Source organism: uncultured Barnesiella sp., from assembly GCF_946496565.1.
In the GTDB taxonomy this organism is placed as follows: Bacteria; Bacteroidota; Bacteroidia; order Bacteroidales; family Barnesiellaceae; genus Barnesiella; species Barnesiella merdigallinarum.
The window spans coordinates 1-12719 of record NZ_CAMMHD010000016.1 but is presented as its reverse complement, the minus strand read 5'-3'; the positions used below and the strand labels follow the sequence as shown (position 1 = coordinate 12719).

Here is a 12719-nt window from a genome sequence, read left to right as displayed (position 1 = left end):
ACGACTCCCCCAAAAGCGTATGCCCATACGCTCTACACATTATTATATTATACCTATATGGAGGTTTTCCCCGAAACCGGTACCCCCTACCTCCTACCGGCGACTCTCGATAGCTACCTTGATTACTCCGTCGGCTTTGCTCTCGAACAGGCGGTAGGCTTCGTCGATGCGGTTCAGCGGGAAGCGGTGGGTAATCAGCGGCGTGGTATCGATCTGCCCCTCGGCAATCAGGCGCAATATCTCGGCACAGTCGCAACCATCTACCCCGCCGGTCTTGAAAGTCAGATTCTTGCCATACATGTCGGGCAGCGGCAACACCTGGGGCTTGTCGTAGAGGGCCACGACAGTGACTATCGCATTGGGGCGCGCACTCTCCCACGCCAGGCGGAAGGTGTCGTCGCCACCGGCAACCTCAATCACCACATCGGCACCACCGTGATCGCTGTGTGCCCGCACAAAGTCGACACACCCGTCGGGTGCAGTCACCAGCACCTGCGGGTAATGCTCGCGCACGAAGCGCTGACGCTCGGGAGACTTCTCACACACGATTACCCGGCACGGATGCTTCAGCAAGGTACACAACAGGGTACAGATGCCCGTAGGACCGGCCCCGATAATGAGCACCGTATCGTCGGGCGAAACCTCGGAGATGCGCGTGGCCCAGAAACCGGTAGCCAGAATATCGCCCACGAAGAGGGCCTGCTCGTCGCTCACCCCGGCCGGAATGGGCGTGAGGCCGCAATCGGCATAGGGCACCCGCACATACTCGGCCTGGCCACCGTCGATGCGACAGCCCAGCGCCCAGCCGCCCTGCGGGTCGGTGCAGTTGTTCACATAGCCATGTTGGCAGAAGAAACACTCGCCGCAAAAGGTCTCGACATTCACCACCACCCGGTCGCCGGGAGCAACCGTAGTAACAGCCGGGCCCACCTGCTCGACAACACCAACCATCTCGTGCCCCACGGTGATTCCCGGCACGGCCCGCGGCACACTGCCGTGCTTGATGTGCAGGTCGCTGGTACAGATACTGCCAAGGGTTACCCGCACAAGGGCATCGCGCGGGTCGATAAGTTGAGGCAACGGTTTTTCGCGCAGCTCGAACTTGCCGCGCTCGACATAGGTATAGGCTAACATGGTGTATATTCTCCTTTCTCTTTCTTCGATTTTTATACAAATACAGGCAAAGGCGAGCGTAGAGACAACCGGGAACCACGTTCCCGAGTTTGGCTATGCCGAGCCGACTCCTGTATTCGTGGAACAAATATAGTAAAAGGAGAGAGCAAAAGAGGTAAACCTATTTGAGATTTTGTGTATCTTTGAATAAGGCAAGTGTCGTTTGGGCAGAGTCAGATTTGAAAACCTTGGGTTTCATTTGCCTCCGCATTCACCTTTTGCTATCTTTGTAGAAGACAAGAGAAGCTCGACGAAGTCCGAAGAAAAAGAAAGTCGTGTGTTCTGTTTATCCCGGCTCTCTCCTTTTCTTATCGTATAACAGGCAGTAAAGACAAAACCGATATGAGACATCGAACCAAAAAAATACTCAAGATTACCGGCATCACGCTGGTGTCGATTGTGGTACTGGTGACAGCCGTCATCGCCGTGGCCATCAATTTCGTATTCACGCCCGAAAAGCTGACTCCCGTCGTGCTGAAGGTCGCCAACCAGAACCTGAACGCCAAACTCGACATGAAGAGCGTGGAGCTGACCTTCTTCTCGACCTTCCCGCGATTCGGGGTGAAACTCACCGACGGCTCGCTGGTGTCGAAATCGATACGCGACTCGTTGTGGCAACGCACCGACTCGCTGCTCACCTTCAAACGGGCGATAGTCGTGGTCGATGTGGCCGACTATCTGCGGGCCAAGAAAATCAGCCTCAACCGGCTGCGCCTCGACAGCATCAACCTCTATGCCTACAAAGGGAAGGATGGCGTGGCCAACTGGGATATTGTGGCCTCCGACACGGTGGCCGAGACCGATACCACCTCGACCGGCCCGATTGCCAGCGAGATAGACATACGGCGTATCGTCGTGCGCCATGCCACCGTCACCTACGACGACCGCGAGACCCGGGTCTTTGCCAACCTGTGGGATGCCAACCTCAAACTGAGCGCCCACCTGAAGCGGGGCCACTCGATGCTGGCGCTCGACTTCGACAACAAGAACATCTTCTTCTGGCAGGATGGTGAACTGCTGGCTCACCGCATAGCCTCGCGGCTGAAGACCGAAATAGAGTTCAACCGGGCCCAGCGCACCATCGCCTTGCACGACGCCCTGCTCGATGTCAACGGCGTGGAACTCGACCTGAAGGGGTCGGTACGCCGCGACACCGTGGCCAAAGCGCTGGACGTAGACCTGCAGTATGGCCTGCATGCCCCCTCGCTGGAGCGGGTCTTGCACATGATTCCCGAGAGCGTGGTCAAGAAGGAGGAGGTCTCGGCACAAGGCGACGTGACCCTCAACGGTATCGTGAAGGGACTGTACGGCAAAGACCGAATGCCCATGATTACCCTCAAGGTATTGATAGACAAAGCCTCGGCCAAATATGCCCGCTTGCCCTACGGTATCGACGAGTTTAAGGCCGACTTCTTCGGACAGGTCGATCTCTCGAAGCAGAAACCCTCCTACCTCGACCTGAAGATATTCCACTTCAAAGGGGCCCACACCGACATCTTGGCCGATGCCAAAGTGACCGACCTGCTGGGCGACCCCGACATCACGCTCAATACCCAGTCGACCATCGACCTGACGGCCCTGGCTCAGACCTTCCCCCTGCAAGAGGGGGTATCGATCGAGGGGAACGTCGATGCCGACCTGCGCCTGCGCTGCCGCCTGTCGTCGATCAAGAAGAAAGACCTGGGGCGCATCAAGGCATTGGGCAAACTGAACATGACCCGCCTGGCCCTTCGCGACAAGAACAAGGACTTCGAATTCACGAGCGACGCCTCGCTCCGCTTCTTCGGCAACGATGTGCTGGGAGCACAGGCCCAGATCAAGAACATCGTGCTGCACTCGCCGCAACTCAACTCGACCGTCGAACAGCTGTCGGCCTCCATCAAAACGACCAACCCACAAGATACCACCCGCATCGCCACGGTACGATGCCAGGTAAATGCCAACAAACTGAAGGCTTCGATGAGTGACTCGCTGCTCCTCTTCTGCGGCAAAACGAATGCGACCGTTCATCTGCAACCGGCCGAGAACAAACCTACCCAACCCCAGGTACAGCTCACACTCGAGGCCGACACCCTGTTCTGCCGCCTGGGCGACAACCGGCTGGGCATGGACAAAGCCGGCATCCGTCTGAAAGCCAAACAGGTAAAAGACTCGATATGGATACCGCAGGGCACGGTGGGATTCAACCGTCTGTTTGTGCGCACCCCCATGTCGTCGCTTCCCATACGGGTACAGAAGACGGCCGTATCGGTGGGCAACCGCACCATCACCCTGCACAACGCCACCATGCGCATAGGACGGTCGGACCTCACGGCATCGGGCTCTATCCACAACCTCTATGCCGCCATGCGCCGCAACAAGATGCTGAAGGCCAATCTGAGCCTCACCTCGAGAAACCTGAACTGCAACCAACTGATCCGAGCCATCTCGTTCCCGCAGGACACGACACAGATCGAGACCGAAACCGACACCACCTCGACCCCGCTCAAACTCTTTGTCATCCCCAAGAACATCGACTTTGAACTGCAAACCAACCTGAAGCGGGTGCGCTACGGCAAAATGGTCTTTACCAACGTACACGGAGCCGTCGATGTGCGCAACCAGGCCATACACCTCAAGGAGCTCGGCATGGAGGGATTGGGCGCCACCATGAACACCACCCTCATCTACCAAGCCCGCAAGCCCCAGTCGGGCTATGCCGGTTTCGACTTCAAGCTGCACAACATCAACATCGGCAAGTTGGTCGACTTCATCCCCTCGCTCGACACCATCGTGCCCATGCTGCGGTCGTTCCAGGGCAAGGTCGAGTTCAACGTGTCGGCCGAGTCGGCTCTCGACTCCTGCCTCAACCTCAAGATACCCACCCTGCGGTCGGCCATCCATGTCGAGGGCGACAGCCTCGTGCTGCTCGACGGCGAGACCTTTGCCGAGATTTCGAAGAAATTCCTCTTCAAGAACAAGGAGCGCAACCTCATCGACAGCATCTCGGTCAACATCAGCGTGGCCGACGGCAACGTGACCGTCTACCCCTTCGTCATCGAGATGGACCGCTACCGGGCTGCCGTGGGCGGCACGCAAGACCTGGACATGAACTTCAACTACCACATATCCATACTCAAGTCGCCCATCCCCTTCAAACTGGGATTGAATATCTCGGGCAACCTCGACAAGATGAAGTTCGGCATGGGCAAGGCCAAGTACAAGGATGCCGTTACCCCCGTCGAGATACACAAGGTCGACAGTACCATCGTAAAGATGGGCGAGCAGATTGTGCGCGATTTCAGGCGGGTGATGCGAAGGTAGCCGCAAAAGACCGGCACACCGCCCGCCCCCACCAATACCCCTATACCATTACCCCCGGCAGCCACAAGTCTACGACTTGCAACGGTCGGGGGTAATCGCTGTCGAACTCTACCCGACAGGATACAAAAATCCCTGCGACCCGGCCGGGTGCGCAGGGAGCAAAATCATTTCATAAATACGAAGTAGACGGCCAGAACCAGGCAACCGAAAGCGGCTATGTGGTTCCAGTGCAGCGACTCGCCCTTGAAGAAGACCACCGAGAAGATGGTGAAGATAATGAGCGTAATCACCTCTTGTATCACCTTCAACTGCATGAGGCTGAAGGGACCGCCGTTCTCGCGGAATCCCAACCGATTGGCCGGAACCTGGCAGCAATACTCCAGCAGGGCAATACCCCAACTGAGCAGAATGACCCCGTAGAGCGGCCAGTTGCTGATAACCTTCATCTCTTGCAACTTCAGGTGGCCATACCAAGCCAGCGTCATAAAAATGTTGGATATGATAAGTAACCCTATCGAATATAAACCCTGCATATCTTTTTCTCCTTTTTCAAAAATCGGGTGCAAAGATACGCATTAAAAATGAGAAACAAAGCGAATCGAGACAAGAAGCTCATCGCGCAGCGCATTCACACGGCACACCCTGCTCTATCCCTCATCGTGAACCCGGCGCTATGCCCGACCATCCGGCCAGAACGCCGGTCGAGAATCGCCCCACCCGGTCTCAACGGGACAAATTCAGAGGCGATACAATCCACTGCTTATTTGATAAAAAAAGTTAATCTCCCGGTCGAATGGCAAAAATGCGCCATCTTTGTAAACCAGACAGCACGACTATGGCAGAGAAGACTATCGTTACCCAACCCTGCAAGGTATCGCCCATGCACTACTTCGGGCGACTGCTGCGCACCTGGCTCTACCGCAACTGGGCCTGGCTGGCGCTGATTGTGGTGTTGCTCGTGATGCTGTCGGTTCACAACCCGCTCTTTATCTACGTGGGGCTCATGGTGGTATTTCTTGTTTTCCCCTTGATTCTCTACTACTTGTGGTTTGTCTATGCCTTGCACCCCGATTGCCGGGCCTCGATTCTGACAAAGCAGGTGGAGCTGGACGAGCGGGGCATCACCTGCCGGTTCGAGGATGACCGCACCGAGACCATCGCCTGGAGTCGGGTGACCGACATACAGCACTCGTCGAGCGACCTGATTTTCTACCTGTCGAAATATGTATTCTTCATTCTGCCCTGCGATTCGTTCGAGTCGCCCGACGATTTGGAATATTTTCTGAAAAAAATTCTCGAGCCGGCCTTCAGGAACCGAAAATAATTGTATATTTGTAGAATATAAGATACGGCTCAGCAGAGTCCAATTGTGAAACCTTGCGTTTCCCTTGTTCTGCTTTCGCCTTTCACTATATTTGTAGAATATAGGATGCAGCTCAACCAGGGCTAAACCGAAAGGGGAAGAAGCAACAACGAGTCTGCTGCCCGAGCCGGCTATCCAGAAGTACAATTTTTTTGCACATGAAGCTATTCAAATCTATCTTTCCATATTCGCTGGCGGCAATTTTCGCCCTTGTCACCATGGCTCCGGCCGAGGCCCTGACCCTCGACCAGGCCCGCGAACTGTACAAGGCCGGGAAGTATGCCGAAGCGGCCCCCGTATTCAAAGCCCAACTGAAACGCCGCCCCAACGACGGGTCGCTGAATCACTGGTACGGGGTGTGTCTCTTCCACGAAAAGAAATATGCCGAAGCCGAAAAGTACCTGAAGGTGGGCGTCAAACGCAAAGTGCTGGAGTCGCCCCACTTCCTGGGCGACGTATATATGGCCCAATATCGTTTCGACGATGCCGCAGCCAGCTATCAAGACTATATCGATGCACTGGAGAAGAACAAGAAGCAGGTACCCGACTCGGTGACCGAAGCGATTGCCCGGGCCCGCAAGGCCAAGCTGATGCTCAACCATGTAGAGCAGGTGCAGGTTATCGATAGCCTCATCGTCGATGCCGACTCGTTTTTCGAGCATTTCAAGATGACCCCCGAATCGGGGCGAATAGGTACAGCCGAGACACTGGACGTCGCTATCCCCGACAGCACCATCGGCTACATGCCGCAACGGGGCGACAAGGTATTCTTCGGGATGCCGGTCGAGGGCAAAGGGTATGAACTGTGCGCGATGAACAAACTCACCGACGGCCGCTGGAGCCGCATCACACCGCTGCCCGAGGGGGTCAACACAACCCGCAACGAGGCCTACCCCTTCTTCCTGAACGACGGGGTGACCCTCTACTACGCCTCGAACGGCGAGGGCTCGATAGGCGGATACGACATCTTCATCACCCGGCTGAACCTCGAAAACAACACCTACCTGAAACCCGAAAACGTGGGCATGCCCTTCAACTCGATCTACAACGACTACATGATGGCCGTAGACGAGATGCTCAACATCGGCTGGTTTGTCTCGAACCGGGAGCAGATACCGGGCAAGGTGACCATCTATCTGTTTATCCCCAACTCGAGCAAACAGACCTACGACCTCGACGAAATCAAGACCGACATCAAATCGCTGGCCCTCATCCGCTCCATCCGCGACTCGTGGCCCGAAGGTGCCGACTATACCGACCTGTTGCAGCAGTTGAACGACATTCAGGAGGCGCAAGTGGTGAAGCGTCCCGACTTCGTTTTTGCCATCTGCAACGGAGTACACTACACCTCGCTCGACCAGTTTACCAGTGCCGAGGCACGCAATCTCTATATCAAGGCCAACGAGGCACGCAAACACATTGCTCAACTGGAATCGAAAGTGGCCGAACTGCGGCCCCAATATACCCAATCGCAAGGGACTACCCGCCAACGGCTCTCGGCCGAAATCGGGTCGCTCGAGTCGCAGTTGCTCTCGCTCTATCCCCAACCCGGGGAGTATGAAAACCAGGCTCGCAAAGCCGAGCTCGACGCCCTGCAAAAACGACGTTAACCTCGAAATCAACTAAATACTTACAGCTATGTTCGACATTCTGGCCATCGCCCTGCTGATAGCAATAGCCCTCACACTGGCTGTGCTGGAGATTTTTTTCCTCCCCGGCATCACCATCGCCGGCATCTGCTCGCTCGTCTTCTACGGAGGGGGCATCTACTATGCCTACACGATATACGGGTCGAACGGCGCCGTCATCACCCTGCTCATCGCAGCCATAGCCACCATTGCGACCCTGATCGGATTCATGCGATCGCGCAGCTTCGACAAGGTGGCCCTGCACACCGAAATCGATTCGGTCGTCCCCTCGCAGGTATCGCCCGACATACAGGTGGGCGACAAGGGCGTAACCCTGAGCCGGTTGAACCCCATGGGAAAAATCATGGTGGGCAAGCACACCCTCGAGGCCCAGGCCGAAAACGAACTGATCGACGAGGAGACCCCGGTACGCATTACCCGCATCGAGTCCAATGTAGTGATTGTAAGCAAAGCCGAGTAATCCCCCATATAAAAATAAGAGAAAAACAATACTAACAAACAATACAGATAATGGTAGCAATCGGACTATTACTGGCGTTCGGTATTATCGTAATACTCGCCATATTCTTCTATTTCGTGCCCTTCCTGCTATGGATTTCGGCACAAGTGTCGGGAGTGAGAATCTCACTCATACAACTCTTTCTGATGCGTATCCGTAAGGTTCCGCCCCAAGTCATCGTGCGAGGCATGATCGAAGCCCACAAAGCCGGCCTCAAAAACATCACCCGCGACGAACTCGAGGCTCACTACCTGGCCGGCGGTCACGTAGAACGCGTGGTTCACGCCCTCGTATCGGCCTCGAAAGCCAACATCGACCTGGGCTTCCAGATGGCAACGGCCATCGACCTGGCCGGCCGCGACGTGTTCGAGGCTGTGCAAATGTCGGTAAACCCCAAGGTAATCGACACCCCGCCGGTTACCGCCGTGGCCAAGGACGGTATACAGTTGATAGCCAAGGCCCGCGTAACGGTGCGTGCCAACATCCGGCAACTGGTGGGTGGTGCCGGCGAAGACACCGTGCTGGCCCGCGTAGGCGAGGGTATCGTCTCGTCCATCGGTTCGTCCGAGTCGCACAAGCAGGTGCTCGAGAACCCCGACTCCATCTCGAAACTGGTGTTGAAGAAGGGCCTCGACTCGGGTACGGCCTTTGAAATTCTCTCGATCGACATTGCCGACATCGACATAGGCAAAAACATCGGGGCTACCCTGCAAATGGACCAGGCCCAGGCCGACAAGAACATCGCCCAGGCCAAGGCCGAGGAACGCCGCGCCATGGCCATCGCCCTCGAACAGGAGATGAAGGCCAAGGCTCAAGAGGCCCGCGCCAAAGTAATCGAAGCCGAAGCCGAAGTGCCCAAGGCCATGGCCGAAGCCTTCCGCTCGGGAAACCTGGGCATTATGGACTACTACCGCATGAAAAATGTCGAAGCCGACACTGCCATGCGCGAAGCCATAGCCAAGCCAACGGCCAAGCCCGAGAAGTAATTTCGGGCCCCAAAAGCCGATATTTCGTCGTCAAAAGAAGATTATCGGTCACAAAAGCAATTGGAAAGAAAAAATATTCGTATATTTGAAACCTTTTTGACAACAAAGTTGTTATATAGGAAAACAAAATAAACAATGATTATGATGTTTCAACTACCGCCACTGCCCTATGGTCCCAGCGATTTGGCCCCGGTTATCAGCCAGGAAACCATCGAATACCACTACGGCAAGCACGAACAAACCTATATCGACAACGTGAATAAAATGATCGAAGGCACGCCCTATTCCGACATGCCGCTCGAGCAAATTATTCGAGAAGCCGAAGGCGCCCTGTTCAACAACGCCTCACAAGCGTGGAACCACATATTCTATTTCTTCTCCTTCTCGCCCAACGGTCGAAGAGCACCGCAAGGGAAGTTGGCCGAAGCCATAGAACAACAGTGGGGAAGCCTGGAAAATTTCCAGAAAGAGTTTGAACAGGCCGGCGTGACCCTTTTCGGGTCGGGCTGGGTATGGTTATCGAAAGACCCGCAAGGGAAACTGATAATCAGCAAAGAGAACAATGCAGGTTCCCCGCTGACCAAGGGGCACACACCGTTGCTGACATTCGACGTGTGGGAACATGCCTACTATATCGACTACCGCAACAGACGAGCCGAACACCTGCACCGCTTGTGGGAAATCGTAGACTGGTCGGTTGTCGAGTCGAGATACAACGAATAATTCGCATAGTCGCGCGTGAGCGTAACTCTATCTAGCACTTTAAAATAAGCATAATGTGATGAATTCTAAAGAAGAGATGCTGCGTGAGCAGCGTCTCTTTTTGCTTTAAAAAGAATTAAATCGAAATACAAATAGATATATTTTTATCTATTTTGCATACAGATGATAAATTTTCCCTATATTTGCTATCATTCAGATGCAATAATTGCATCTTTATTTACATTTTTAATTACAAATATCACATGCCTATGGCCACTAAAAAATTTATTCTCTCTGAGAAAGAGATTCCGCAGGCTTGGTACAACATTGTCGCCGACATGCCACACAAGCCCATGAGCCCGCTGAACCCGGCCACCAAACAACCGCTCGCCGTCGAAGACCTCTACCCCATCTTTGCCGAAGAGTTGTGTAAACAAGAGCTGAACGCCACCGATGCTTGGATAGAGATACCCGAGCCCGTGCGCGACATGTACAAGATATGGCGCCCCACCCCGCTGGTGCGAGCTCTGGGTCTCGAGAAGGCACTCGACACGCCGGCTCATATCTATTTCAAGAACGAGAGTGTAAGTCCCGTAGGCTCGCATAAACTCAACTCGGCCATTCCCCAGGCCTACTACTGCAAACAACAAGGTGTGACCAACATCACCACCGAAACCGGTGCCGGGCAATGGGGAGCCGCCCTCTCGCTCGCCGCCAAAGCCTTCGGTCTCGAGCTGGCCGTCTATATGGTCAAGGTGAGCTACCATCAGAAGCCCTACCGCCGCTCCATCATGCAGACCTTCGGTGCCCAGGTAATCGCATCGCCCAGCATGTCGACCAAAGCCGGACGCAAGATTCTCACCGAGCACCCCAACTACCAGGGAAGCCTGGGCACGGCCATATCCGAGGCGATAGAGCTTGCCCTGAGCACCCCCAACTGCAAATACACCCTGGGCAGTGTGCTCAACCACGTGTCGCTGCACCAGACCGTCATCGGCCTCGAAGCCGAAAAACAGATGGAGATGGCCGGCGAATACCCCGACGTCATCGTCGCCTGTTTTGGCGGAGGGTCCAACTTCTCGGGCATCGCCTACCCCTTCCTGCGCCACAAGCTGCGCGAAGGCAAGGAGATCCGCCTCGTGGCTGCCGAACCCGCCTCGTGTCCCAAGCTGACCAAAGGCGTATTCCAATACGACTTCGGCGACGAGGCCGGCTACACCCCACTGCTCCCCATGTACACCCTGGGGCACAACTTCGCACCGGCCCATATCCACGCCGGCGGACTGCGCTACCACGGGGCCGGGACTATCGTCAGCCAGCTCAAGAAAGACGGATACCTCGAAGCCGTCGACATCGACCAGCTCGACACCTTCAAGGCGGCAACCCTCTTTGCCCAGAGCGAAGGCATCATTCCGGCCCCCGAGTCGGCCCATGCCATCGCCGCAACCATCAAGGAAGCGCTCCAGGCCAAAGCCGAGGGTAAAAAACGGTGCATCCTCTTCAACCTCTCGGGGCACGGACTCATCGACATGGCCGCCTATGACCAATACCTGGCCGGCGACCTCAGGAACTACAGCCTCTCCGAAGATGAAATCAAGAAGAATATCAATGAGTTAGACAAGATTATTTAACCATGCAAAAAAACTCCGGGAAAAATATTCGAAAAAATAATTGATTTTTTTCGTCCAAAAATTTGGTCAGTTCAAAAATACCGCCTATATTTGCATCGCCTTTCCAAAAGAAAGCAAGCTGGCGGTTTAGTGTAGTGGCCTAGCACGCAACCCTCTCACGGTTGAGACTCGGGTTCGATTCCCGGAATCGCTACAACAAGAAACGAAAACTCAAAAGCCTATCAATTAGACTTTTGAGTTTTTTTCTATCCCAAAACGGGACAAAAACGAGACAAAACGGGGATCAACGTAAAAACGGGGATCAACGTAAAAACCTGAGGGGTAAAAACTGATAAATTTATATCTCTGTTAGAAACAAATCAGCCACAGACGGTTATCGTAGATCAGCGAAAAAGCGAGGCAGTAGAAAAATGGTGGAGACTTGTTTTCCAAATCAACATGAATCCCGACCTTTTTCGTATGGAAACAAATCAATTGGATGTTCTTGCGGAGCCGTAGAAAAACGGTGGAGGATTCACAAAATCCCCCTACATCCGACCGACGAAATCGAAAAGACAAGTTTCAAAGGAGCGAGCAATATATCTGCTTCTTCCATTACAGGGCAGGCGTGGTAGCATTGTCGGGGCTGGAGGTGCGGCGCGACTTCTTCTTTTCTGGCGCAAATATCTTTTTGAAAAAACGATAAATTCGGCTAATGATACCGGCTATCCCCCCAACAAGAAACGCTATGGCGGAGAGCCCGAACACGACAAAAGCGACAATCGAACAGCCTGCAATAGCCAAGACCACCGCAAACATAACCATATAACCAAAGAATTCGAACAGAAACATATCGTCGTCTCCTATTGTCTTTACTGATGGGACCAAGCGATGACAGAAGGTTAAACAGGCTTGAACTCTCTGCCACCCTCCGTATTCTACAAATATACGGAAATCGAGCTGAAATACAAATAGAAAGAGGTCTGTTTCAGTATTATACTCCTTTTTCAGAAGAGAGAGGTAGCCCCGACGGTTCGACTGTCGTTCCGCCCTTCCATTCGTTGCGTACAAGAGCAATAACTATTTTAGGGACTGTCGTTTAATTCCGTCATTATGAGTCAATCGGCAGACTGTCCCGGTAATTTTTCCGATCGAACTCATCTTTTTATATTTTCGGCTCCGTTTCGGAGCCCCTTTTTTCATTTTTGGACCCAACTGGAGCCAATACTCCAGTGAAAGGGCCGTTTCTCACTCACCTCGAACATCAGGCAGCCTGAGCAATTTCGTTGACTTCCCGCCGGACGAGCTGTACTGCATTCGCCGTGTGGATGCCAAAGAAGATGTACAGGATTTCGGTCAACTTCGTCCTTGCCTTGATGTGTAAAGTATCAATAGATACGCTACAATTTTTCTTTTCGTAGACAAATCTTAATC

General features: G+C 54.0%; 10 protein-coding genes and 1 tRNA gene. 8 read left to right on the top strand and 3 right to left on the bottom strand.

From position 1 onward, the window contains the following. Positions 1-93: 93 nt before the first annotated feature. Complete coding sequence (locus tag Q1K76_RS09245; RefSeq protein ID WP_300132786.1) at positions 94-1134, bottom strand: alcohol dehydrogenase; 1041 nt, start codon at positions 1132-1134, stop codon at positions 94-96. 381 nt (positions 1135-1515) lie between these two features. Here Q1K76_RS09245 and Q1K76_RS09240 point away from each other — a divergent pair, with 381 nt between their 5' ends. Next, entirely contained in the window at positions 1516-4476 is a 2961-nt protein-coding gene (locus Q1K76_RS09240; protein ID WP_300132783.1) for an AsmA-like C-terminal region-containing protein, read from the top strand. A gap of 164 nt (positions 4477-4640) precedes the next feature. Here the strand turns inward: Q1K76_RS09240 and Q1K76_RS09235 are convergent, their stop codons facing one another. After that, a complete protein-coding gene (locus tag Q1K76_RS09235) occupies positions 4641-5009 on the bottom strand; it encodes a DMT family protein (RefSeq protein WP_298663127.1) in 369 nt (122 codons plus the stop codon). A gap of 302 nt (positions 5010-5311) precedes the next feature. Here Q1K76_RS09235 and Q1K76_RS09230 point away from each other — a divergent pair, with 302 nt between their 5' ends. From Q1K76_RS09230 to Q1K76_RS09200, 7 genes are all read left to right on the top strand, one after another. Further along, positions 5312-5800 (top strand): YcxB family protein, encoded by a 489-nt coding sequence (locus Q1K76_RS09230; RefSeq protein WP_300132780.1) that lies wholly within the window; start codon positions 5312-5314, stop codon positions 5798-5800. A 197-nt stretch (positions 5801-5997) separates the two neighbouring features. Then, a complete protein-coding gene (locus Q1K76_RS09225) occupies positions 5998-7449 on the top strand; it encodes a tetratricopeptide repeat protein (RefSeq protein WP_300132777.1) in 1452 nt (483 codons plus the stop codon). A 28-nt stretch (positions 7450-7477) separates the two neighbouring features. After that, on the top strand, positions 7478-7948 hold the full coding sequence (locus tag Q1K76_RS09220; RefSeq protein ID WP_087407744.1) for an NfeD family protein: 471 nt from the start codon (positions 7478-7480) through the stop codon (positions 7946-7948). A gap of 50 nt (positions 7949-7998) precedes the next feature. Further along, complete coding sequence (floA, locus tag Q1K76_RS09215; protein WP_162611665.1) at positions 7999-8973, top strand: flotillin-like protein FloA; 975 nt, start codon at positions 7999-8001, stop codon at positions 8971-8973. Positions 8974-9114: 141 nt separating this feature from the next. Beyond that, positions 9115-9696 carry a superoxide dismutase gene (locus tag Q1K76_RS09210; protein ID WP_258327012.1) on the top strand — a complete coding sequence of 194 codons (582 nt, stop codon included), beginning with the start codon at positions 9115-9117 and terminating at the stop codon, positions 9694-9696. A gap of 248 nt (positions 9697-9944) precedes the next feature. Further along, positions 9945-11306: a TrpB-like pyridoxal phosphate-dependent enzyme gene (locus tag Q1K76_RS09205; protein WP_087407746.1), complete on the top strand. Its 1362-nt coding sequence runs from the start codon at positions 9945-9947 to the stop codon at positions 11304-11306. A gap of 120 nt (positions 11307-11426) precedes the next feature. Continuing rightward, positions 11427-11499, top strand: a tRNA-Glu gene (locus Q1K76_RS09200). A 401-nt stretch (positions 11500-11900) separates the two neighbouring features. On the opposite strand, the gene Q1K76_RS09195 is transcribed toward Q1K76_RS09200, so the two are convergent. Further along, complete coding sequence (locus tag Q1K76_RS09195) at positions 11901-12137, bottom strand: hypothetical protein (RefSeq protein WP_258327013.1); 237 nt, start codon at positions 12135-12137, stop codon at positions 11901-11903. Between the last annotated feature and the right edge of the window lie 582 nt (positions 12138-12719).